We start from the raw sequence: 23,458 nt of genomic DNA, 5'->3' as shown, positions 1-23,458 counted from the left end.
ATGAGTGAATCAATTTACGAAGACGTTTACGCCATAGTTCGTATTGTTCCTGAGGGAAAAGTGGTCACCTATGGGCAGGTAGCAAGGCTCATTGGTCGGCCTAGGCATGCGCGCCACGTCGGCTATGCATTGGCGGCGCTGGGTGATGATCATGATGTTCCTTGGCATCGAGTAATTAATTCAAAAGGAGAAGTCAGTACTCGTGCGCATCCAGACTATGAAAATTATCAAAAAATGCTCTTAGAAGAGGAGGGCATTGAATTTGGCGTGAGCGACCGTGTTTCTTTAAAACATTTTCAATGGGCTGACGACGAACCGGAACTGGCATAGTTCCGGTGCCTGAGCATCCTTTTTCGGTAAGGTACTGCTAACCGATGTTCCGAAATAGTAAATAGTTCACGCTACCTTAGATTGAAGGTATTGGATAATATCGTTAGATTCATACATCCAAGTGGTTTCACCGTTAGCATCAATCCGTAGGCAGGGAACTTTCACCTGTCCGCCTCCTTGTTGCAAAGCGATCCGGTTTTGAGGGTCTTTGTTTATGTCTCTGGTATCCACATTCACTCCCAAAGAATGAACCGCTCGTCGCGTTTTAACGCAAAATGGACATGCGTACAGTTGGTACAATGAATGCCCGTCTAAGGCCGATTGGGCTTTAGCTTGAGATTCAGGGTCTCGTTTAACCGCCTTAGGCCGTGTTAACCAATCGAAGAATACAATGAGCATCCCTAGAGCATTTCTAACAAATTTGAGGAGCATGGTCTTAATGTTGTGGCTGTTAACTATGAATAATCGAGCCGAACTCTAACCACCCGGGAAGGGCTTGTAAAGCCATCTTGATAATAATTAAACCACTAATTTGGCGCCAAATTGTTTTTTATTTAATTGCGACTAAAATCTCGACGTGTGCATCATTGTAAGATTATCGTTTTTAAAATATTTACCCCAATAGAGAATAATATGAATAAAAAGATTTTGGTTTCGGGAGCACTGTGCGTACCGATGATGCTATCCATGGCGATAGATCAACGTGGTTATTTAGCTGCTTACGCAGGCGATTCATCTAAAACTGGTGTCGCTGTTGCCGTAGAGAGTGCGTTAACCTCAGGGATTGATCAATCAAATATGGATAAAACGGTACGCCCTCAGGATAATTTTTACCGTTACATCAACGGTGCTTGGTTAGACAAGAAGGAGATACCTGCTGATAAAACAGCCATTGGCTCTTTTTACGACTTAAGAGACACCGCCGACGAAGATGTAAAAGCAATCATTGAAAGTGTCTCCAGTTCGCGAGATTTAAAAGTCGGAACCGATGAACAACGAGTAGCTGACTTGTTCAAGTCGTTCATGAACACCGAGCTTGTTAATGAAAAAGGAGTAAGCCCTGTACAAGCATGGCTTGATAAGGTCGCGGCGATTAAAGATAAATCTGAGTTGGCTGCCTTTTTTGGAGAGTACGGGTATCTTGGGTTTACCAACCCTTTGGGCTTATGGGTCGGCGTCGATGCTAAAGATTCCACTCAATACGCCGTTCATGTTTGGCAAGGTGGGCTTGGACTCCCTGACCAAGATTACTATTTCAATGAAACCGAGCGTTTTGAAAAGCTGCGTGTTGGCTATGCCGATCACATTGAAAAAATGCATGACCTAGTCGGGTGGAAGGGTGGCAAAGAAGCCGCTCAGTCGATTATGGCGTTGGAGACCTCTCTTGCCAAACACCATTGGACTCGAGTTGAAAGCCGAGACAGTGAGAAGCGTTACAACAAATTTGAGACCTCGAACCTATCTTCAGTGACGGATAAGTTTGATTGGCAGAGCTTTTTGAAAGCACAAGGCATTGCGGACCAAAAAGACATTATTATTAACCAACCTAGTTTTATTAAAGGGTTCGGCGATGTCTTTGAAGCAACTGATCTAGAAACGTGGAAAACTTACCTCAATTTCCACATGGTCAGCACGTTTGCGAGCTATCTATCTGAAGATATTGATAATGAGAACTTTGACTTTTTTTCACGTCAATTACGAGGTCGGATGGAGCAACAGCCACGCTGGAAGCGGGGTGTTTCCGTGGTAAACAGAAACCTCGGTGAAGTGATCGGTAAGCTCTATGTAGCCAAACATTTTGCACCAGAGGCCAAGTCTCGTATGACAGATTTGGTTGAAAATTTGCGCGCGGCCTATGGCAAAAGCATTGATGGCCTCGAATGGATGTCAGAGGACACGAAGAAAGCCGCTCACGTTAAGCTGGCGGCATTCACTCCTAAGATTGGCTATCCGGACCGGTGGGAAGACTATTCGAAGTTGTCGATTGATAGTGCTGATTTGTTAGGAAATTTGATTCGTTCCAGGCAAGTGGCTGAAAGCAAACAATTGGAGAAACTCGGTGGTCCGATTCGCAAATGGGAGTGGGGTATGACTCCGCAAACGGTCAACGCCTATTACAACCCAACCGTGAATGAAATTGTGTTTCCAGCAGCCATCCTGCAACCTCCATTCTTTAATATGCAAGCAGACGACGCCGTAAATTACGGTGGTATTGGCGCGGTAATTGGGCATGAGATGGGGCATGGTTTCGACGATCAAGGCAGTAAGTATGATGCGAAAGGCAATCTAAGAAATTGGTGGACTGAAAGCGACTTGGCGGAGTTTAAAAAACGAGGCAAGAACCTCATTGAGCAGTACGCGGCCTACGAAGTATTTGAGGGTCTTCATGTGAATGGCGAGTTAACTCTGGGCGAAAACATCGGTGATTTGTCTGGCGTTACTATTGCCTATAAAGCGTATAAGGCTTCATTAAAAGGCAAGGAAGCGCCTGTTATAGATGGTCTGACGGGTGATCAGCGATTCTTCATGGGGTTTGCTCAAATATGGCGATCGAAAATAGTCGAAGAGTCCATGCGCAACCGAGTCGCCACTGACCCTCATTCACCGGGCGAATTCCGTGCACTGGGTTCACTCTCAAATATGGATGAATTTTACGAAGCGTTCGGAGTTAAAGAAGGTGATGCGATGTACTTGCCGCCGGAAAAACGAGTCAAGATTTGGTAGCCAGTCCGTTACCTAAGGGCTAACCCAGTGCCCAATTCCATTGGCGCTGTTGGTTAGCTTTTGGCGTTTTGAGTTACCCTCTGTGCCTAAGAGGGTAACTTAAGATCTGTGGGGTTTGTATTTTATTTTTTGAACATCAAGGAGAACGACGTGGGGACGGATTCAGCAATAGCCAGCCCGTTAACCAGACTAGACAATTTCACAATGCCATCAACCATTTTGAAGCTCGCTGCCCTGACAAGAATCGGTTGAACGCTAGTCACCACGATGGATTCTTCGGAGTTTTTAGTGATTCTGACCACCATCGTTATATCTTGACTCTCGCCGTGCATACTAAGAGTGGCAGGCACCGGCATCGTGGTTGTACTGCCTAATTTAAGGCCGCTTAGTATGTCATCAACTTCGGCCGTAACCTCGATTGTAGGGTAGATTTCCGACTCAAATAAAAATTCTCGCATGCGTTCATTACGTATTGGAACCCGGGTGTCGATGCTGTCTGGTTTAATGATAATGTGGGCTTTGCCATCGGTAATGCTGCCCGAAAACTCAGTGAATGTGTGTGACTCTCCGATATTGGTTTTTTTAATGCTAACAAAACTGATGGCGGAGTCGTTCGGGGACACGGTCCAAGCATGAGCGCCAAAGCTAGCAATCAGGCTCGAGATAAAAATTAGTGGTTTAACAAAATGTGAGTTCATGGCTATATCCAAGGGTTAAGCTTGACTGACAGCTCAGTCGATTGTGCGTTACGTCGCTAGCCCAATACTATCTAAATGAACCCAACTTATACAGCATTGTATCGAGCCTGACGACTTTGGGTTGGTTAACCGAAGTTGACTTCTTTGGGTTGCCGACTAACTTTATCATTTGACATATCTTTCGATCACACTATTGTGATTTTCTTATCAATAACAGCATTGTTATCATTTAATAGCTCAATTTCTCGAATGAGATTAGACTGATGAAATTTACTATTTTTAAAATTGTATTGGCGTTCATTGTTTCAGTATTTTGGTACGATCATGTTTTAGCTGAAACCTCATATATTGAAGCTGAGCCTATTGTAAGAAAGCCACCGATTTATCCTAGTCTGGAAGCGCGTTCGAGCAATGCAGGCATGGTGGAAGTAGAAATGATGATAGACAAAGAAGGCAAAATTTTTGCGCCGATTGTGATTCGTTCAAGCAGTAAGGCCTTCGAGCAATCGGCGATTAACGCCGTATCTAAGTATGAGTATAAGCCGGCATTGAAAAACGGTTCACCCGTTGTTTCTCGGGCGTCGATACGCATTCGGTATGAAATGACGCGCCAACAAGACGCCGTGAGCCGCAAATTTGCGTCGATTTACAAAAAGGCGCTGGCCGAACTCGACAGTCAGTCTCCCAATAAAATGAAGTTGGAGCGATTGATTTCGAGACTACAGAAATCCGATTTCACGAGCACCTACACACTGGTTAGGTATAACCTGATTTTGGTGCGATATGCCATGTTGTACGAAAGCCCATATAGCCAAATTCAAGCCATTGAGTCTCTGCTGGTGTTTGATGATGTAGTTGCTGAGCGACACCGGATGCTTGATGAAAAGATTCAGACACAGCTGCGTGCAACGCTTTTTTCTTTGTTGATTACGACGCAGCGATTCTCTGAAGCATTGGCGTTGTATGATGAGTACCTTATTGATGCTGGCGAGTCCGATGGCGTGTCATATAAAGAGCTAGCGGACAGTATTGCCGCGCTAGCTGATGATGATCAAGTTGTGGCGACACCAATACGGCTTAATGGGTCTGGTTATACTTTGGAAAGCCTTTTTAAACGAACAATTGCTTTATATGATCTTGAAGGAGCCGTATCAAAATTGATATTTCGGTGTGACAGCCATTACGCTGAGTTGCCGTTTAACAACGAGGCTGAGTACAAAATCCCCGAGGGTTGGGGAAAGTGCAAAATCGAAATTAGAGGCGCAGCGAAAACACGAGCTAAGTTGGCTCAATATTGAATGACCGACCGAACGCGGTTTTTTTTATAGCTAGAAGTGAGTAAGGAACAAAAATGACGAACAGTGCATTAATCGATCTGAGAAGTGATACCGTAACCAAACCGTGTGGCGACATGCTCAAAGCCATGGCCGCGGCCGACGTGGGCGATGATGTTTTTTCAGAAGATCCAACAGTGGCTCTGCTCGAAGAGACGCTGGCTGAACGCTCAGGGCAAGAATCTGGCTTGTTTTTCCCCAGCGGAACGCAAAGTAATTTGGTCGCACTATTGACTCACTGCCAACGTGGCGACGAGTACATAGTCGGTCAAAATGCGCACACCTATAAATACGAAGGCGGTGGTGCGGCTGTATTGGGAAGCATTCAGCCTCAACCGATTGAACACGACGGTGATGGCACAATGCCAATTGAGAAGATCAAAGCGGTCATAAAACCGGACGATTTCCACTTTGCTAGGACAAAACTATTGGCATTGGAAAACACAATCGGCGGTAAAATTATTCCACAGTCCTATATTTCGGATACCCGTAAGCTAGCCTCGCAGAATAAGTTGGTGTTTCATTTAGACGGTGCTCGTGTTTTTAACGCGATGGTTGCTCAAGGTGTTGAGTTAGACCAAATCACTCGTCAGTTTGATTCGGTCTCCATATGCTTAAGTAAGGGCTTGGGTGCGCCCGTGGGCTCAGTGTTAGTGTCCAGTAAAGACGTTATCGATCAAGCAAGGCGCTGGCGGAAAATGGTCGGTGGTGGTATGCGGCAAGCCGGGATCTTGGCTGCGGCAGGTTTGTTTGCCATAGACAATAACGTAAATGGATTGGAACAAGACCATCTACACGCTCAACGCTTTGCTGAGTCGATGGTTGATGTACCCGGTATTGAGGTGGTCGGCGATAGCGCGCACACCAATATGGTGTTTTTAAAAACAGCTCCCGAGCACTCGGCGTCATTCTTAACGGCGTGTTCCGCAGAGGGCGTTCTGTTTACTGGAGGGGCTCAAATGCGTTTGGTTTTTCATAAAGACGTGAGCTTAGAAATGACCTCAAACGCCTCGACCATTGTCCAATCCGTGGCTGAACGCCTGAAATTGGGTTAGTGGGGACTGGTTTTTCTGACGTTAATCTTTCGCAGAATCTTGTTCGATGTAGGATATAGAATTGATGGGAACCCATCGAAGCTTTTCTTTCTTACTTAGGAGCACAAACTGTTTATCATCGTCAAACCCTCGGTAGTGCCATTGATCTAATGCCTTTTTTTCACCGCGCAGTTTGACGGTAACGGTTCCGTGATTGGGCACCAAAAATGCTTTTATAGAAGAATGATGTAATTCGAAGGCCATAATAAATTTCAAGTGTTGAGGCTTATGACAGTATAGTTCTTACCTGATCACGAAAATGTCTATTGACGATTGGGCTAAGTAATTAATCTGGATACTGAGTATCATTTGGGAGCTAACCATGGGGTTTTATGAAAATTACTGCTTACCGCATATTATTAATTGTGCGTGTGGTATGAAAGCAATCGAGAGGCAGCGTCAGAAGATGGTTCCTCTCGCACAAGGTGTTGTGCTCGAGGTAGGCATGGGGTCTGGCCTGAATCTAAAGCACTACGATTCAACGCAAGTCGATTACGTCTGGGGTTTAGAACCCTCAGAGGGCATGCGCAGGAAAGCTAAGTCAAATCTTATCGATTCACCGGTTACGGTTAAGTGGCTGGACAACCTGAGCGAAGACATACCATTAGACAATGATTCCATCGATACCATAGTTCTGACATACACGCTGTGTACCATCCCAAACTATAAGTCTGCGCTAGCGGAAATGCGGCGTGTTTTGAAGCCGTCTGGCAACATGGTGTTTAGCGAACATGGGCTTTCACCAGAGATTTCAGTTCAAAAATGGCAGTATCGGGTTAATTCTGTATGGAAGCGTCTCGCTGGGGGCTGTAATCTAGACAGAGATATCCCTAAATTGATCGAGGCCGCGGGCTTCTGCATAACCAACAGCGAATCGGGTTATGTAAAAGGGCCAAAGATAGCCACGTATCAATATTGGGGACAAGCTTCGATTGCCAACTGATCTATAGATAAATTGCGGGCGGAAGAAGTGCCGACTCCTCACCTATCGTCATCGGTTATGTTACAGTTCCGTGACATGGGATTAAGTCGAAATTCCCCCTCATCAATCAACGTAGGACTGTCTCTGTGAACGTAAAGAGCCGCGCAATTTTTAATAAATCATTAACTTCCGTTTTTTGTCTCGTTGTCCTCACTGCTTGCCAGACGCAAGGAGTAAAACACGACATTGAGATAACACAGTCTAACAAGGCCAAGAACATTATACTGATGATCGGCGACGGTATGGGGTTGGCGCAAGTGTCCGCTGCAGCACAAGATCAAACGCAGTTATTGAATCTAGAACGGGCGACCATCGTTGGGCTTAGTAAAACGGGCAGCTCCAAGCAAGAGATCACCGATTCAGCCGCTGGAGCGACTGCATTTTCAATAGGGCTTAAAACCTATAATGGTGCGATTGGCGTTGACCCAGATGGAAACAGTAAGGTGACAATTTTAGAGCAGCTCTCCGAGCAGGGTTATTCTACAGGGCTTGTGGCAACGTCCTCAATTACGCACGCGACGCCAGCCAGTTTTTATGCCCATACCGACAGTCGCAAAAACTATTATGAAATCGCCGCGCAAATGGCCAGCTCGCCAGTCACTCTATTTATTGGGGGCGGTAAAAAGCATTTTTACGATCGTGTTGACCCCAATGTTGGGCCCTCAGACGATAGGAACTTGCTTACAGAAATGAGCGCGGCAGGCGTGAGCATGATCGGCGACCTTAGTGAGCTTGATTCGCATACAGGGCGTGCAGCGTATTTTCTGGCGGAAGGGCATTCAAACTCAATCTTAGACGGTCGGGATGACATTTTGCCTCGATCCATGTTGCCATCAATTGCCTTTTTACAGAAGCAGTCTTCAGAAGGCTTTTTTCTTATGGTGGAGGGCTCTCAAATCGATTGGGGCGGGCATAAAAAAGATTACGATTACGTCATCAGCGAGTTAATTGATTTTGATGATGCGCTGGGCAAGGTCTTAGAATTCGCGGAGAAAGATGGAAACACTCTGGTGGTGGTAACCGCCGACCATGAGACTGGCGGCTTGTCCTTAAAAGCATCCAATTCCGATGATGGCAGAGATGGGTACGAGCAAGCAGATCATAATTTTTCAACCAATGGTCATACTTCCATCATGGTTCCTGTTTTTGCCTTTGGCAAAGGCGCAGAGCACTTTGCCGGTGTTTACGAAAACACCGCTATTTACCAGAAAATGCTGGACGCAATAGGGGTGAAATAGCGGCGTAACAGACGTCTTGGAAGAAATCAGGGCTAAGATTTTGCCTTGATTTTTCATGCGTTGGCGGACAATAAAGCGCCTTAATCCGGCTTGCTCTTCTGGTTTTTGGGTGCGATGCCAATGGAAAATCCGCCAGGTCCGTAGACCGTACTCGACCCCAGGCCCATTACGCCAAACATCAATTTTACTTTGTGCTGATTCGCGACGTCTTGTAGCTTAGCTATCACATCTAAGTTTTTGATGTCATTTAAATCGCCAGCGTAGCTGATATTAACAATGGGAATGTATAAGCCGTCTTTGATTCTATCGATGGTGTAGTCGATTAATCGTTCTAGCGCACTGTCAAACCCCCGTTTTGTCGAGATAGGCGTGGTTACGTCATTGCAGATCTCAACAATCGGTGTCAAGCCGACTGTTTTTCCCAATAAAGCAGCGCCGAACCCAATGGTCTTAACGCCTTTTTCAATGGCTCTTTGCCGGGTGTACAAAAGGTCTCTGACGATGACGTAGGTGCGCACAACCTTGGTAAACTTTTCGATGGTTGCGGTGTATTCCTGAATTTCGGTTCCTCTGCTGAGTAGCATATCCGCATACAGCGCGACCAAACCTTGGCCTGCAATGGTGGTGCCTGTGTTGAGGTAAGTCATTCTAAAAGGGTGCTCTATACCCAACTTATCACGAGTTACCCGCGCGTCTCGGGCTATTTGAGAGGCCACACTTTCAACGTTATCAAACACTGGGCTGGTCACCCTAGAAAGAGATTGGCAGATCGCGTAATCGCAAAAGGGCGCTACTTTTTCGAGTATGAATTTGCTAATTTGTTCAGGAGTGGGAGGCGAAGATTCTATTTCAGATTTTACCGACAGCGCATTGCCCGAATAAATTTCAACCAGTTCCTTTTCGCTAATATTATCTGGCTGTACCTTTCCATTAATATTCACTAAAACGGGTAACACCTTAATCGGGCGAGTTTTTATGATTTTCTCAGGCATCGCTGCCACCGAATCGACCACCAGCGTGTATTTCATAAATGTATTCCTTGAACTGCAGCGTTATCGTGTATGCCCCATCTTAACTTAAGAGCCGTTTATAAGTCCAAAAAGATCCGTGTGCCACTGAACAAAGACTGAGTGTTTTAGGTCTGCAGGAAACAACCTGATAGCCAGCCGCGCACTTCTTCCATCAATAGCTACCGTTCAAGCGACACTAGTTTAATGCCAAAGCCAATGAAAACGGCCCCCGTTACTCCTTGAATCCAGCGCTTAAAGCGACGGCTGGTGGCCACCGTGGTTATTTTCGAAAAAAGAACAACCATCACGGAAAACCAAATTAGGTTGATTAGAGAGTGTATCAACACTAAGGTGAAGGATGCGCTTATTGCGTGTTCAGATTGCGTTATAAATTGTGGAAACGCCGCCATGTAAAACATCGACACCTTAGGGTTAAACGCATTCGTTAAGAGGCCTTCTAAAAACGCGCTTCGCAGAGTCCGTTGATTGTCTTTAAGGCTTTTTTTCGGTTGAGGACTCTTCGTCAGCTGACGGCTCTTCGTAAGCTGACGGCTCTCAGAGCTCTTAATCGATAATGCGTCTTTCAGTGACTTTATGCCAATCCAAAAAAGGTAGCTCGCGCCAACCAATTTTAAGACAAAAAATGCCTCAGCTGAATTTACTAGAATGAGCGAAATACCGAAAACGGATAAGGCCCCGTGTAAGTAAAACGCGACAACAAACCCAGCAATGTTAGCGAATCCCGCGGTGGGGCCTGAGCTTGGTACGGTCTTGGCAATCAGCAGACCATTGGGCCCAGGCGAAATTACCAGAAGCGATGCGATGAAGGCAAAACTGAGTAGGGTGTCAATTGTCATTAGCGTGCTCTCTTACATAGGATGACATCTCGTTTGAGTCTCTATCATGATCAAGGTCTAAGCCTCTGATGACCCCAAGCTTATCGTCATTCGATTTGTTCTGGCTCGTTTTCCACGTGCCTTCTAGTTTTTCAATCGGTATCTCAATGCCCACAATTCCCCTGAGCATTCGCGCTATATAATCATCAGGTGCATCCGATACACGCCATGGCTGAGTACGTCTATTTTCCTGAGAGTCTGTCAATGAATTTAAGTGGCTTAATAACCACTCTTTTTCTGAGTGGAGCTGTGCTTCTCCGTGAGCATGCACGACTGCGTAGTTCCAGGTGGGGACCACTTTTTGGTCAATAGGTTTGCTGGCGTACCACGATGGCGAGATATAGCTCTCGGCGCCTTGAAAAACGACCACGGAATTCGCTAATGCGTTCAATGATTTTAAGAGTGGGTTCGTCCGATTAATATGACCCTTCAGAGTGGCCAGTCCATTGCCATCGACCTCCAGTAAAAACGGTATATGGTTGATCTCAATATTATCGTTATAGGACGTGATCCACGTTCCCAATGGGTGGGCCTTAATCAGGTCGTGCAATATGGTGGCGTTAGTTTCTATAAATTGACGTGGAACGTGCATGTCGATTGTCCTGAATTAGTAAAAGACTGGGTTTTATTTTAAGGGAAAAAGGAGCCGGTTTGCTAACAATTGGAAAACACACACAAACCAAACATTAATACGTTCAATGAATAAAAACTCTCTTAAAAGACACAACTTCTTACACAAGGTTAATACTCCATTCAGGTTTAATCTTTTAGCATTAGCACATCAGAACCAACAACAAACCCAACATGAAACAGCTTAATTTACTAGTTTTAAGAAAAGCCGCATTAGCCAGTTGTATTGCATTAACCATGAGCGCCTGCACAACCGTTAATCCGTACACCAATGAACAACAAACCAGTAAGGCGACCATTGGTGCTGCCACCGGCGCGCTAGCCGGAGCGGTCATTGGATTGATTAGTGGAGACAACAGTCGCGAGCGCCGAAAACGTGCGCTTCGTGGTGCCGGAGTGGGGGCATTGACCGGTGGTGCGGTTGGTTACTACATGGATGTTCAAGAAGCCAAGCTGCGACAGAAACTTCAAGGCACCGGAGTCAGTGTCACACGTCAGGGCAACAACATTGTTTTGAATATGCCTTCAAGCATCACCTTTGGGGTGGACAGCGCCAGTATAAACGGCCGTTTTTTCGACGTGCTGAATTCCGTCAACTTGGTGCTTAAAGAGCATGACCAAACGTTAGTGGAAATCATGGGGCATACGGACAGCACAGGCAGTAATGCGCATAATCAAGCGTTATCCGAGCGTCGCGCTGAGGCTGTATCATCTTATTTTCGTAGCCGAGACGTCAAACCTTTGCGGCTAGCAACATACGGTCATGGCGAAGATTACCCCGTCGCCAGCAATAACACAGACGCCGGGCGCAGGCTAAATCGACGAGTGGAAATTGTTCTAGTTCCAATCACCTAAGAAACTATTAAATAGAGGATAGAACTTCACTAAACTAAGGCCTCGTCAGCGTTTCGACTGCGAGGCCTCGATCGCTTCAAAATTAAACAGCTTTTAGTTTAAATGGATTCAAGGCGAGACAGCATTTAGAAAGCAGCTAAGGCTATTCGGCGATCACGCGATTTGAATCTTTCGGAGTCTCTAATAGCATGTTCACAAATTCTTTGGGCTTTACTCGATAAATAACGTGATCCCCAGCAAAGGTTCTGATGGTCCAACCTCGAGATTCAGCTCGCTGCCAAGAAGGGTCGCTCATACGCTGTTCCTGGCTCATATTTTCAGGCACAAACGCCACGTAACTCGCGTTGATTTTTATCGCGTCAGGGTCATCAAACGAGACAGGTTCAGTCAACGTATTAGCCGGGTGCGGCACATCTCGCGGCAGTGTGTCGGTGTTTTCTAACCACGGGAAATGCACCAGGCCATCAACCACATTCAGGTCGCCGAACTTCGTTCCCCAAACATCCAACGCTGACATGCCGTCAGCGGGAACCGCGGCATCCAAAAAAGTAAGGTGTTTGATGCGATGTGGTAGCCGATCAGCAACCCCTGTGATCACCATGCCACCGTAGCTGTGCCCGACCAGAATCACGTTCTCCAATTCTTCGAAGAGAATCAAATTACTAACATCGGTAATGTGAGTTGTTAAGTTGACGCTGTCATTGGCAAGGTGATGTTTTTCGCCCAAACCAGTCAAAGTAGGGCGGTACACCGCGTGACCTTGGTCGGCTAATAAATCACCGACGGTTTTCCAATCCCAGCCACCACCCGTGGCGCCGTGAACGAGTACAAAAGTGTGGGCGTCATTTTCTTTTGCTTGAGTATAGGTTGGTTGAATAAATGCCCCCACCAATACCGTAAAGATGCTGAGCCGTATAATTAGATAGTTTAGTAAATTCAATTTAGAATCCTGTTTCTGGTCTGAGAGTTATTTTTCCTCCTGCGACCAGCATATCATGTTCGATAAAATGACTCGGATCCTAGTTTAGATAACCCTGTTTATAGTGGTTTAAAGTCTTGAGGTGCGCCAGATCGAAGTGCTCTAAGAGTGGATTTTTAGGGCCGTTTCCTGTGGGGGGAGTTTAGTGCCATGGTCGTCGAAGGAACTGTGAAATTATCGCTTGCAAGAGCATGATCTTAAGATTAACATTCACAATCTTGTTGTGGGGGCAGGAGAGGGATTATTTAATTGAATGGATCTGGAACCTATTGTCAAACGCTATTTTCAATAGCAACAAAATTCAAGATTTTCAAAGCCAAATGTAGCTAAAGGCCTAGGCAAGATATGTCCCGAGCACTTTGGGATAGTAATAGTGTCGACAATTTAGGCCATTAATCTTTGAGCATCAAGGGCTAGTGAACCGAGTTTTCATAAAAAACAACTGAAAAACATCTCAACTAATGGAGAGTTCTCAATGAGAATAATTAATTTAGGATTATCGTTCGTCCTTGCAGGAGCATTTTCGATAACAGCACAAGCGCAAACAGTTAACTTTTCTACATTGCAAATACAAATGCAAAAAGCTTGTCCTGTTGTTTGGGAGGATCTAGCTGTTCCAATTAATCTTGTAGCAATTCCTTTTAGTAATGTATGGCAGTCAAACCAAGTTGATGAGAGCGAATTTATTGCTCTTTATATGACAGATTACTCCGTTTCTAATGCCGATGCGCAGTTGGTAGCCAATAATGTTTCAGCAGTTGCTGCTGTATGTGGCTCTTATCGCATTGGGTTAATCGACACTCTCGTTGCGAATAACGCGTTAGATACCTTGATCGCAACAGAAACTGCTGCAAGCCCGGATAGTTTAGTGGTAAAACCTGGAGCTCCAAATAGTTCACTCGTAATTGCGTCCGATGGTGATCTCGGAGTAGGCACCAGTTCGCCAGGTACATTAGCATACGGAGAAGAGGCGTCGGTTCATATTAAGAGGTTAGATGGAAATGCCTCACTCTTGATCGAAGAAGCAAACTCATCTACTGCGGCAAGAGGGATGTTGGAACTCAAAAATAATGGAGGTTCTTACCTTACTATGAAGAATACAGCCACCAATAAAGAGTGGTTTTTGAGTCATGAAAATCAATCCGCAGGTCGGTTTATAATCTCAGATGGCGTCAATGATGGACCTGAGTTAACGCTGACAACAGATGGCGATCTATCTTTAGAAGGTAGTTTATCTGCTAGCGATCTTGTTGTTAAAGGCGCTGGTCATAAACTTCTGGAGTTGGAAAGTACCGACTCCGGGTCCCCTCAGCTACGCTTGATTAGTGATATCGCAGATATTCGTCGGGTTTTGGCAATGAATTCGGCTCGTCAGATTAAAAGTCAAATAGAACTTGGCGATAATGGCATTAAGTTTTTCGGGGCGTCAGCAACCGACGCAAACACGTTTGCGAGTATTGATGCTGCAGGGTTACAGTCAAGAGCTGTGGATGTCGATACCGTTTCGACTGGAGGGCACGCAGAATTGTCTCTAACAAATCCTGCTCAATCATGGACGGTTCGATCACACCTGAATTCTAATTTAGTGTTTATTAACGCGACTGCAAGTTTAGCGCCAGTTATGATAAGTGGTTCCGCGCAAACCGGGTTATTGAAAGTTGGTTTTGATGCATCTGGAAATGCTAATTCTGGAAGCGTCAGTGTGGAAGGTAATATGACATTAACTGGAACGCTTACTACTGCCGGGGGCACTTGTGGAGGTGGTTGTGATGCTGTTTTTGGATCAGATTATAAATTGCCGTCTATTGAAGAACATGCGGCCGATATGTGGGATAAAAAATTCCTTCCGAATGTCGGGCCGACCATCGAAAATGAACCAATTAACGTCTCCGACAAGCTTGGGCGTATGTTAAATGAATTGGAAATAGCACATATTTTTATTGAAAAATTGCAAGCTCAAATTCACAGTAATTCAACCAGCTCTGAGCGTCAGATCAGCCATCTAACTCGTGTTATCGAAAAGTTGGAAGAACGTTTAAATACACTCGAGAAGTAATTTCTATCAGTCCATCGTATTGCATATTCACGAAAGGAAAAATTATGGTTGGTTTGAACAGTAAGAATTCGATTGCATTTTTGATCTTGTTTGTTCCGGTGTCCAGTTTTGCACAGTTGGCAAGTTTCATTGCAGCAAAAGGGTATGTAGACGAAACTTGTCCCATTGCTTGGGAGGCTCCTTTGGCATCAATTGCAATTCAACCTGGTGTGGAAATGTGGCAAAGTAATTTGGGCGACAAGGCGCGCTACATTCGCTTTTCGAGCCCGGGCGTGTCCCCCTCTGATTCAGATGTTGGAAGAATTTTACAAATAAAGCCTTATCGAGATTCAGAGAGTATTACCGCGTGCAATAGTATTCGAAGTAACTTCTTTGGCGTCGTTAGATTGCAGGCATTAGCTATGACTGGTTTTGATCACACAGTCATTCGAGATGAAGATCAAGACGGTATTTATGACGCTGATGATATTTGCCATGGAACCATTTTGGGTGACGCCATTGACATTCATGGGTGCAGTACATCCCAAATAGCCGCTAATGACGCAGACAATGACGGGGTGCACGATTTATTGGATAAGTGCCCTGGCACTGTGGTTGGGCAGACTCCCAATTCGGATGGCTGTGCAGCGATTCAGTTAGATGCAGATTTAGATGGAATACTGGATGTTGACGATTCCTACCCACATCAATCGGCACTGATGTGCACACCGTAAGCTGTTTACCCCAAATATTGTAATTGAGCACACAGACGTTGCTCGAACTGGAACGAATAGAAAAATTTCATGATGAATATTAAATCCACACTTATCGCCATCGGTTCTTTATTGGTAGCTGCGCAATTGGGCAGTGTTCAAGCTAAAGACATCCAAGGTTCGGCCAGCACGTCGTATGGCGTGTCGACGGGTGGGGCGTTTCAGTTTTCGATGCCGATCGTGGTGCCGCAGGGGCGCAAGGGCATCACGCCGAACATGGCGTTGAATTTTTCGAGTGGACAAGGCGCTGGTGCGCTGGGTGTTGGCTGGAGTGTGTCTGGTTTGTCGGCGATTACGCGTTGCGGTAAGAACATCGTTACTGACGGGATACGAGTTGGCGTTCAGCACAATAAGAATGACCGATTTTGTTTGAATGGTCAGCGCTTGATTTTGGTGGGTGGTAATCACGCGGCCAATGGGTCGGAGTACCGCACGCAACTCGATGGTTTTTCTAAGATCATGGCGTACGGTAGTGGTTCGTCGAACATCATAGGCAATGGAGGCACCGCGCCAACAAGATGGAAGGTGTGGGCTAAAAATGGGGCTATTTTTGAATACGGAGCGCCGGATGGGGTGTCAACGCACTCAGCGCAGTTCAAATTGCCTGGCACCACGAGTATCCACACGTGGAATTTGGCGCGCATGTTGGATCGAGACGGAAACTATTACGAAGCAACGTACCGGGCTAATGACGGTTTGGTTGATAAGGTCAACTACACGTACGTTGGCAGTACGCCGAAGCAGTCCATCGATTTTCAGTATGAAGCGAATACCAACGATCCGCGTTACCGATACATTGTTGGGTCGAAGATTGAATACAACGATCGTTTGAAAAAGGTGGTGGTGACCAATTTGGGTCAAACCTACCGCACGTACACGTTGACTTATGAGACGGCCCCGATTACTGGGCGTTCACGGGTGACCCGCATTAAAGAGTGCGGTCACGATGGCAGTTGTATGCCCGACGTGGAAGTGGATTGGTTGGCAAAGACCGAGGGTTACACTAACATCACCTCGCCAGTCACGGGGAACAATACTATAGCGCCCGATGATTTGATCGAATATCTGACGTACGATCGTCGGTTGGGCGACGGCACGACGGAAAGCGGCGCGGTAAAAGAAATCCGACGTGGCCAGTGGGTCGACCTTAACGGTGATGGCGAATTGGATATGGTCATCTCGTACGTGACGCCTGGTGGGTCAGTGGTATCGGAAGCGCACATGCGGGTGAACGGTGATTGGCAACAACAGTCGAACTGGAAGCTACCACGGCCATTGCGTAGCTACGAAGCGGGCATTGTTAACACAACCCAAGCGCGTTTTTTGCCGGGCGTCATCAACATGGGGCAGTTCTCCGACGTTAATGGAGACGGTCTGGTTGACGTGGTCTACTCATACCGACTGGACACCATGCCGGGTCAAACGGGTGGAAACCCCATCTCCAACGCGGCGTTCAACGTTGTGGAGGTTAAAGAAACCTATTTAAACACTGGGTCAGGTTGGGGTAGCGCACAAACGGGCTCGAACGCGTGGGCGCCGAAAGATTTAATTTTTGATTATCTCACCAACGGTGGTGATGATTTTAAGCGCTCGGAAACCGTGCGAGGCAGTCTGATTGACCTTAATGGCGACGGCTTACCCGATTGGGTTACGGCGTACTTTGAGCACACCTCAAATGGCAACGGCATTGAGCATAAAACCACGTGGATGAACACGGGCAATGGCTGGGCCATTGACGCGAACTACGCGATGCCCGACGTGTTCAGTCAGTACCGCGGTGTTTATAATATTTCGCGTGGTCAGTTGGTTGATATTAACGGTGACGGTTTGGTGGATTGGATGCGTTCTTTTCACGCCAGCCAGAGCACGCATCAGAAAGCCGTGTGGTTAAATACGGGCACCGGATGGGATGATCAACTAGCGAGCTCGCCGTACATTCTGCATGAGGTAATTCACGACAATATCAATGGTTGGGACGACGCGTCACCCGTGACGCACGGCCGGTTTATCGACATCAATGGCGACGGATTAAGTGACTGGGTGAGTTCGTATCGGCGCCCAGACGGAGCAGAAGAGAAGTACGTTCGTTTGAACACGGGCAAGGGCTGGGCGGCGCGTAATGATGGGTTCAGTGCGCCGGGCTTCTTGCACGTTAATTTTAATTACTCTGATTTCAGTCGTGGCTGGCCAGTGAATAACGGCGGCGTCTTCATGGACGTTAACAGCGATGGCTTGGTTGATTACATTGAATCTTATATAGGTTCGCCGGACAACTCCCCGGTCATTAAAAAGGCGTGGATTAACACCGGTGATAAGTGGGAAGAGCAACCGCAAAACAGCGTGTACACCCCTCAACAGCTGTATTATGATTACAGCGAGAAAGGAAAAGCGAAGCCCCGTTACGGTCAGTTTGTCGACGTTAACAGCGACGGAGCGGCAGACTGGGTTGGTTCGAGAAAGTCAATCGCGCGCAACACGCGCCTCAAAACCTCACCACGTCGAGACGAATTGGATTCGATCACCACCAACCAAGGCGTCACCATCAAGCCGGTGTTCAAGCCCTTAACGGCCGATTCAGTCATCTACAAGCAATACCCTGAAGACGACAATGGCGACCGTATTGTGCCGGTTGCTGGCGGCCGATTTATCCGCAGGCCAATGTACGTCACTTCAGAAGTACGCACGCCCACCGTGGTGTCTGGCACGGACAGCATCACCACCTATCAATACGAAGGCGCGCAGTTCAGTCGGCATCGTGGCTTTTTAGGGTTTCGTGGTCGCTATACCGCAAATAACTTGAACGGATTGGAGAGCTACTCGGAATACGATCAGCGCTTTCCGTACATCGGCATGATGCGCAAGAGCGCCACCATGCACGACGGCGACACGATCAGCAGCGCCGCCACGAACGTGAGCAATAAGCTTGTGACGTGGGACAATGGCAATAAGACGTACCACTCGTACGTTTATAGTACGGTCAGTCAGCAAAAAGAGTTGGCCGCCAACCGAGGTGGCGGAAACGGCGTGATCAGTAACAGCCGCGTTGACACCACCATGGGCGATTACGGCAACGTGACCAAGCAAACCTCGTGGGTCTATAGCGCGAGTAATGCCACTCTGCACAGGACAGACACCACTTACACTTACAAAAACAAGGACTTCCCTAATTGGCACATAGGCCAAGTGAGCTTGGTAACGCAAAAGAATGACAGTACGGGCACGTCCGCGCTTACCACGCAAACCGCCTACGATTACGAAACAGGGTATAAAGGGCGGCTTACAAAGGTCACCAGCGAACCAAACTCCAGTGACGCCAGCCTGAGCATGGTCACCGAATACGGTTACGATGCTTACGGCAATGTGGAGGAAGAAAAAAGTTACCCACGGCTTAACACGGGCGACGAACGCATTAATAGCATTGGGTACGACAACCTAGGCCGCTTGCCGGTCAGCGTCACCAATGCCGCATTGCACCAATCCACCATTGGCTACGACCCCGTGTGTGATCAACCCAATTCGGTCACCGACGAGAACGGCCTGGTGAACACCGTCACCTACGATGGCTTTTGTCGCGTTGAAAGCGGCAAGTCGCCGTTATCACTGATCTCAACCATTGAATACGCCCGCACTGGTTTTGAGTCGTGCACAGGGTGTCAGTCACCGGCGTCGTTCCAAGTCACCACCACGTCGCCCGGTGAGCCCGCGGTTGTGCAAACGTACAACCGTTTTAATCAACTCATGCAGGGCCGAACCTTGGGCGTGGACGGCCGCGTTATCCGTCAACTGACCGAGTACGATGCGCTGGGCCGCGCGGTTGCCAGTACGCAACCCTTTTACGACGGCGAGACGCAGCACTGGACGGAAACCGAATACGACGATCTTGGGCGTGTTACCCAAGTCTTATTGCCGTACAACAAAGCCAACGACAGCGCCGGCAATGGGCAGCGTGCCACCATGAGCTACGACTATGGTTTGGACGCCGCTGGGCAAATGGTGCGCCAAGCTACCGACACCCAAGGCCGAGTCCGCACCACGGTGGTAAACCCGTTGGGTCAAGTAGAGCAGGTGATCGACGCCGCCAGCAAGATTCTAAATTACGATTACACCTCGCACGGTAACCTAAGAAGAACGGAAGATTCGCACGGAAACGAAATTACCTTAAGCTATGATTTGCTTGGTCGCCGAACCGTACTCAACGACCCAGATCTTGGCTCGTCCACCTACGCGTTCACGGCGTGGGGCGAGTTGGCGAGTCAGACCGACGCCAAAGGCAACGTCATCAACATGACCTACGATGAGTTGTCGCGCATCAAAACCCGTACGGTTCCAGGCACCGCCGCGCAAAGCGGTGGGCTAAGTACGTGGACCTACGATAACGCCACGTGGGCTGGGCCGGGTTATTTAAAAGGCGCGGTGTCGTCGGTGACGGGCCCGAATAATTACGCCCGAAGTTTTAATTACGATCACTACGGTCGACCGATCAGTGAACAAACCACCATCAAAGGCATCCAGTTCAATGAACGCTATGGGTACAACAACTTAGGGCAATTGTCTGAACGCTTTTACCCTAACAGCGGTGGCAGCAATGAGTTTGGGGTGCAGTACAGTTACGAAAACGGCTATTTAACCTCCATCTTAAGCGCCGAAGACGCGCAAGGGCAGTGCATAGAGCACTGGCGCGCCGACGACTACGACGCCCTTGGGCGCGTCAAGAAAGAAACCTTAGGCAAGTTGGTGGTAACCGACAAGGTTTTCCGCCCCGGTCAGAACGTGTTAGAGAGCATTGCGTCAGTCACTGTCCCGAGTGCGGGCAGTCAGACGGTTCAAAACCTGACGTACAAGTACGACAGCATGAACAACGTGATGGAACGCAAAGACGTCAAGCTGAGCATCACCGAATCGTTTCAGTACGACGTGCTCGATCGGCTGAAAACCCACACGCTCAACAGCATTCCAGGTTCCAGCATCACGCCCACGGTGGTCAGCGTTACCTACGACGACATTGGCAACATTAAAACCAAGTCGGACGTGGGCACCTACGTTTACCAACAAAACGGGTCATCCAAAAACTCGCACCGTCTGTTAGGCGTGACGGTCAATGCGGGCGCCGCCAGCTTGGCGCAGTTTCAAGTGAACTGGGAGTTTGATTCACAAAGCCTCGTCAGGTCGTTGCCCAGTGCGGGCACCATGACTTACGTATACGACGCAAACGGCAGCGTCACGCAGACCGGCAATCGCGAGATCAACTGGACGGCGTTCGACAAGCCTGAGCGCATGTTAGCCGAGGTTGGCACGGACGGCGCAAAGCGTGGCTCGTTGTACGAATACGGCCCAGAGCAACAACGCGTCTTCAAGCAAGAAGCAGAGTTCAGCGCCTTATCCATGGTGACTCAGTACTTTGACAGCACCATCTACATCGGCAAAGACTACGAGCGCATCGAAGACAAGAACGGCGCGGTCACGCACCGCTACACCATAGCAACCGGTGGGCACGCCATTCAGATCGAGCGCGCGGACAACACAGCCAAAGACACGCCTAAGTACTTGCTGGCGGACAACCTTGGTTCCACGCACGTCATTCTTGACGCCATGGGCAACATCGAGCAAACCTTAAAGTTTGATCCGTGGGGCATGCGCTTAAACGTGGGCGGCAGCTTAGCCGTGAACAGCATCACCAACCGAGGTTACACCGGCCATGAAATGGACGATGAAACCGGCTTAATCAACATGAACGCGCGGGTGTATGACCCGCTGATCGGGCGGTTCTTGAGTGCGGATCCGGTGTTGCAAGCGCCGTATAACATGGCGAGTTTTAATCGGTATTCTTATGTTTGGAATAATCCGATGAAATTTGTGGATCCGAGTGGGAATATTGTTGAGCGGCAGACGCCTTGCCTAGGTGCTTCTCAGGGCGCAGGATGCGAAGGCCCCGGAAGTGGGGTTGGTGAGATTCCGAGATTGCCAGACCCTATACTGTTTGGAAGTGATGATAGCGAGTTTGTTTCTGCCGATTACGGAGATTTCACACATTATGGCGGATTTTCATTTCAGGATACGTTTGTATATAACTCTGATAGAAATAATGATTTTTCGAGAAATTCTTCTTCAACGCGTAGCGCGGGACTTTCGCACTCAGATTTTATTATGCAAGGTATCTATGATGCTATCTCAGGTGGGCCAACCAGCATTTGGGATCGTATCGGGGTACCTTGGACTAGATATAATAACGCTTTGCGAACCCTCGAGAGAATTCAAAACTCCTGTAAGGATAAATGTAACTTTGGTTATATAACCGAAGAGGAAACCGAGGTGATCGGCCAAGTTGCAACTGCGGCTTCTGGCGCGGCTGCGATGGGACCACTGAGTTTAGCAGCTTCTCGTGCGAATAGTGCAGCGCAAACTGCTCGTAACGTATCTAGAACTTCAGCTGATGATGCCACAAAGGGGGCAGACAATATAGCTGATGCTGCAAGGTTAAATCGAGACCTTGTTCTGGACGAAGTTGTAGATCACGCTTTCGTCAAACATGTTTTACAGCAGGGAGAGTTTGCTGGATTAGGTATACGTACGACTGCACAGTTTAGAAGGCATGTGGATAATGTCCTCAGTAACCCAAGTAGTATTCGATACTATAGAGACGGTCGAGCAGCATACCTACAAGAATCTACACGTACGGTGGTAATCAGAAATCCTACTGGTTCAGGACAAAGCACGGCGTTTCAACCTAGAGACTGGAACAATTATATTAATAATGTTTTACCTGCTAGGACTACTCCCTTTCAATAAGCTCAGTTTAAAGTACAAGTACGATGAAAATACAAACAATTGAAAATGATGATATACAGTGTTCAATGACTAAGCAGGAGTTGCTGATGATAAAAAATTGTCTCGGTGAAGTTTGCTTTGGAATGAATGTTTCGGAATTCCACACTAGAGTGGGGTTTTCTCGAGAAGATGTTGGAACCTATGTTAAAGAGCTTAAAACTCTAATAGAGGAGTTAGGTATAGAAGAGTAATCCCGCTGTACCCTTGCCACAAAGGGAATACCGTTCGGTTTTAGAAATGCTGGTGAATTTAGTCAGTTTGGCAAAACACTGAATGCGGGCTTGGCTGATGCTGGTTTCAGCGGTACGAAAGCTATTCTTCAAGGTAGCGCTGTTACTGGTAAGAGTTTCCGAACTGGAAAAGCATTTGATGCAGGGAGAGTAAGTGATTTTGATATTGCACTTGCTGGGTCAGACATATTAGCCAGAGCTAGACAACTTGGAATTGGGTTAAGGTCTGGTGGGAAAAAAGGGGTCAGAGCCGAATTAAAAGTACAAAGGAAGTACGTAGGTATCAGAGTGAGTTAGACTGACTCAATGTAATAAATCGAAATGGAAAAAAATCGGCTCTGAGGCTGCTAAAATTAAAGGGGTCAGAGTGAAGCTGTCATAGTTTGACGGACACTTTAAATGAGAGACAATGATCTCTCAGGAGTATCCTAATGACAAGCAAACGAAGACCCTATAAAACTTACCCCAAAGAGTTCAAGCTTGAAGCTGTTCGCATGATGGAAACGTCAGAGCGGCCAGCCTCTGAAATTGCCGCTGAACTTGGAATTCGCCGCAACCTGCTCTACAAATGGAAGGAACAACTGGAGCTTAAAGGTGAGTCTAGCTTTAAGGCCAAACCAGGTAGACCACTTAAGTCCGCTCAAAGTGAAGAGGCGACGTTGCGCCAAGAAAATGAACGCTTGCGCGAAGAGGTGGAAACAATAAAAGGGGTCAGAGCCGAATTAAAAGTACAAAGGAAGTACGTAGGTATCAAAGTGAGTTAGACTGACTCAATGTAATAAATCGAAATGGAGTTCGATATGCCGAGATTGCCGAGGATAGACG

Annotated in this window: 20 protein-coding genes; 13 read left to right on the top strand and 7 right to left on the bottom strand. The window is 47.3% G+C overall.

Going from position 1 to position 23,458, the window contains the following annotated elements:
- The gene (locus ABWW54_RS16365; RefSeq protein WP_353413798.1) at positions 1-330 is read left to right on the top strand and encodes an MGMT family protein; all 330 of its coding nucleotides are present in this window, start codon (positions 1-3) and stop codon (positions 328-330) included.
- A gap of 66 nt (positions 331-396) precedes the next feature.
- Here the strand turns inward: ABWW54_RS16365 and ABWW54_RS16360 are convergent, their stop codons facing one another.
- The gene (locus tag ABWW54_RS16360) at positions 397-762 is read right to left on the bottom strand and encodes a glutaredoxin family protein (RefSeq protein WP_353413796.1); all 366 of its coding nucleotides are present in this window, start codon (positions 760-762) and stop codon (positions 397-399) included.
- Between the two features lie 201 nt (positions 763-963).
- On the opposite strand from ABWW54_RS16360, the gene ABWW54_RS16355 reads away from it, so the two are divergent.
- A complete protein-coding gene (locus ABWW54_RS16355) occupies positions 964-3,054 on the top strand; it encodes a M13 family metallopeptidase (protein WP_353413794.1) in 2,091 nt (696 codons plus the stop codon).
- A 122-nt stretch (positions 3,055-3,176) separates the two neighbouring features.
- Here ABWW54_RS16355 and ABWW54_RS16350 read toward each other — a convergent pair whose 3' ends face one another.
- Positions 3,177-3,752: a YceI family protein gene (locus tag ABWW54_RS16350; protein WP_353413792.1), complete on the bottom strand. Its 576-nt coding sequence runs from the start codon at positions 3,750-3,752 to the stop codon at positions 3,177-3,179.
- A gap of 263 nt (positions 3,753-4,015) precedes the next feature.
- On the opposite strand from ABWW54_RS16350, the gene ABWW54_RS16345 reads away from it, so the two are divergent.
- A complete protein-coding gene (locus ABWW54_RS16345) occupies positions 4,016-5,050 on the top strand; it encodes an energy transducer TonB (RefSeq protein ID WP_353413790.1) in 1,035 nt (344 codons plus the stop codon).
- A gap of 53 nt (positions 5,051-5,103) precedes the next feature.
- Complete coding sequence (gene ltaE / locus ABWW54_RS16340; protein ID WP_353413788.1) at positions 5,104-6,141, top strand: low-specificity L-threonine aldolase; 1,038 nt, start codon at positions 5,104-5,106, stop codon at positions 6,139-6,141.
- A gap of 21 nt (positions 6,142-6,162) precedes the next feature.
- Here the strand turns inward: ltaE and ABWW54_RS16335 are convergent, their stop codons facing one another.
- Complete coding sequence (locus ABWW54_RS16335; RefSeq protein ID WP_353413787.1) at positions 6,163-6,384, bottom strand: hypothetical protein; 222 nt, start codon at positions 6,382-6,384, stop codon at positions 6,163-6,165.
- Positions 6,385-6,502: 118 nt separating this feature from the next.
- Here ABWW54_RS16335 and ABWW54_RS16330 point away from each other — a divergent pair, with 118 nt between their 5' ends.
- Positions 6,503-7,123, top strand: a complete 621-nt coding sequence (locus ABWW54_RS16330; protein ID WP_353413785.1) for a class I SAM-dependent methyltransferase — start codon at positions 6,503-6,505, stop codon at positions 7,121-7,123.
- 125 nt (positions 7,124-7,248) lie between these two features.
- On the top strand, positions 7,249-8,400 hold the full coding sequence (locus ABWW54_RS16325; protein WP_353413783.1) for an alkaline phosphatase: 1,152 nt from the start codon (positions 7,249-7,251) through the stop codon (positions 8,398-8,400).
- A gap of 80 nt (positions 8,401-8,480) precedes the next feature.
- Here ABWW54_RS16325 and ABWW54_RS16320 read toward each other — a convergent pair whose 3' ends face one another.
- The 3 genes from ABWW54_RS16320 to ABWW54_RS16310 form a co-directional block, all read right to left on the bottom strand.
- Positions 8,481-9,428 (bottom strand): DegV family protein, encoded by a 948-nt coding sequence (locus tag ABWW54_RS16320; RefSeq protein WP_353413781.1) that lies wholly within the window; start codon positions 9,426-9,428, stop codon positions 8,481-8,483.
- A gap of 161 nt (positions 9,429-9,589) precedes the next feature.
- A complete protein-coding gene (locus tag ABWW54_RS16315; protein ID WP_353413779.1) occupies positions 9,590-10,267 on the bottom strand; it encodes a LysE family translocator in 678 nt (225 codons plus the stop codon).
- Entirely contained in the window at positions 10,257-10,898 is a 642-nt protein-coding gene (locus tag ABWW54_RS16310; protein ID WP_353413777.1) for an FMN-binding negative transcriptional regulator, read from the bottom strand. Before ABWW54_RS16310 ends, ABWW54_RS16315 begins: the two co-directional genes overlap by 11 nt.
- 212 nt (positions 10,899-11,110) lie before the next feature.
- On the opposite strand from ABWW54_RS16310, the gene ABWW54_RS16305 reads away from it, so the two are divergent.
- Complete coding sequence (locus tag ABWW54_RS16305) at positions 11,111-11,791, top strand: YiaD family glycine zipper/OmpA-like lipoprotein (RefSeq protein WP_353413775.1); 681 nt, start codon at positions 11,111-11,113, stop codon at positions 11,789-11,791.
- A 142-nt stretch (positions 11,792-11,933) separates the two neighbouring features.
- Here the strand turns inward: ABWW54_RS16305 and ABWW54_RS16300 are convergent, their stop codons facing one another.
- Positions 11,934-12,731 (bottom strand): alpha/beta fold hydrolase, encoded by a 798-nt coding sequence (locus tag ABWW54_RS16300; RefSeq protein WP_353413774.1) that lies wholly within the window; start codon positions 12,729-12,731, stop codon positions 11,934-11,936.
- A 514-nt stretch (positions 12,732-13,245) separates the two neighbouring features.
- Here ABWW54_RS16300 and ABWW54_RS16295 point away from each other — a divergent pair.
- The 6 genes from ABWW54_RS16295 to ABWW54_RS16270 all read left to right on the top strand — a co-directional run bounded on the left by ABWW54_RS16295 (position 13,246) and on the right by ABWW54_RS16270 (position 23,397).
- A complete protein-coding gene (locus ABWW54_RS16295; protein ID WP_353413772.1) occupies positions 13,246-14,826 on the top strand; it encodes a hypothetical protein in 1,581 nt (526 codons plus the stop codon).
- 44 nt (positions 14,827-14,870) lie between these two features.
- On the top strand, positions 14,871-15,539 hold the full coding sequence (locus ABWW54_RS16290) for a thrombospondin type 3 repeat-containing protein (RefSeq protein ID WP_353413770.1): 669 nt from the start codon (positions 14,871-14,873) through the stop codon (positions 15,537-15,539).
- Between the two features lie 69 nt (positions 15,540-15,608).
- The gene (locus tag ABWW54_RS16285; RefSeq protein ID WP_353413769.1) at positions 15,609-22,364 is read left to right on the top strand and encodes an RHS repeat domain-containing protein; all 6,756 of its coding nucleotides are present in this window, start codon (positions 15,609-15,611) and stop codon (positions 22,362-22,364) included.
- 86 nt (positions 22,365-22,450) lie between these two features.
- Entirely contained in the window at positions 22,451-22,594 is a 144-nt protein-coding gene (locus ABWW54_RS16280; RefSeq protein WP_353413767.1) for a hypothetical protein, read from the top strand.
- Between the two features lie 90 nt (positions 22,595-22,684).
- Positions 22,685-22,930 (top strand): hypothetical protein, encoded by a 246-nt coding sequence (locus ABWW54_RS16275; RefSeq protein WP_353413765.1) that lies wholly within the window; start codon positions 22,685-22,687, stop codon positions 22,928-22,930.
- 134 nt (positions 22,931-23,064) lie between these two features.
- Positions 23,065-23,397, top strand: coding sequence for a transposase (locus ABWW54_RS16270; RefSeq protein WP_353413764.1), 333 nt, complete (start codon positions 23,065-23,067; stop codon positions 23,395-23,397).
- Positions 23,398-23,458 lie beyond the last annotated feature (61 nt).

Origin of the sequence: Arenicella sp. 4NH20-0111 (assembly GCF_040366405.1) — a bacterium.
Taxonomy (GTDB): domain Bacteria; phylum Pseudomonadota; class Gammaproteobacteria; order Arenicellales; family Arenicellaceae; genus Arenicella.
Note: the sequence above shows the minus strand (reverse complement) of the source record. Positions and strands in the feature narration are given on the sequence as shown.

Coding starts and splice junctions, on each gene's coding strand:
- ABWW54_RS16315 (WP_353413779.1), bottom strand. CDS start 10,267: ATGACAATTGACACCCTACTCAGTTTTGCCTTCATCGCATCGCTTCTG.
- ABWW54_RS16320 (WP_353413781.1), bottom strand. CDS start 9,428: ATGAAATACACGCTGGTGGTCGATTCGGTGGCAGCGATGCCTGAGAAA.
- ABWW54_RS16270 (WP_353413764.1), top strand. CDS start 23,065: ATGACAAGCAAACGAAGACCCTATAAAACTTACCCCAAAGAGTTCAAG.
- ABWW54_RS16285 (WP_353413769.1), top strand. CDS start 15,609: ATGATGAATATTAAATCCACACTTATCGCCATCGGTTCTTTATTGGTA.
- ABWW54_RS16305 (WP_353413775.1), top strand. CDS start 11,111: ATGAAACAGCTTAATTTACTAGTTTTAAGAAAAGCCGCATTAGCCAGT.
- ABWW54_RS16365 (WP_353413798.1), top strand. CDS start 1: ATGAGTGAATCAATTTACGAAGACGTTTACGCCATAGTTCGTATTGTT.
- ABWW54_RS16350 (WP_353413792.1), bottom strand. CDS start 3,752: ATGAACTCACATTTTGTTAAACCACTAATTTTTATCTCGAGCCTGATT.
- ABWW54_RS16330 (WP_353413785.1), top strand. CDS start 6,503: ATGGGGTTTTATGAAAATTACTGCTTACCGCATATTATTAATTGTGCG.
- ABWW54_RS16355 (WP_353413794.1), top strand. CDS start 964: ATGAATAAAAAGATTTTGGTTTCGGGAGCACTGTGCGTACCGATGATG.
- ABWW54_RS16345 (WP_353413790.1), top strand. CDS start 4,016: ATGAAATTTACTATTTTTAAAATTGTATTGGCGTTCATTGTTTCAGTA.
- ABWW54_RS16280 (WP_353413767.1), top strand. CDS start 22,451: ATGATAAAAAATTGTCTCGGTGAAGTTTGCTTTGGAATGAATGTTTCG.
- ABWW54_RS16295 (WP_353413772.1), top strand. CDS start 13,246: ATGAGAATAATTAATTTAGGATTATCGTTCGTCCTTGCAGGAGCATTT.
- ABWW54_RS16335 (WP_353413787.1), bottom strand. CDS start 6,384: ATGGCCTTCGAATTACATCATTCTTCTATAAAAGCATTTTTGGTGCCC.
- ABWW54_RS16310 (WP_353413777.1), bottom strand. CDS start 10,898: ATGCACGTTCCACGTCAATTTATAGAAACTAACGCCACCATATTGCAC.
- ABWW54_RS16290 (WP_353413770.1), top strand. CDS start 14,871: ATGGTTGGTTTGAACAGTAAGAATTCGATTGCATTTTTGATCTTGTTT.
- ABWW54_RS16360 (WP_353413796.1), bottom strand. CDS start 762: ATGCTCCTCAAATTTGTTAGAAATGCTCTAGGGATGCTCATTGTATTC.
- ltaE (WP_353413788.1), top strand. CDS start 5,104: ATGACGAACAGTGCATTAATCGATCTGAGAAGTGATACCGTAACCAAA.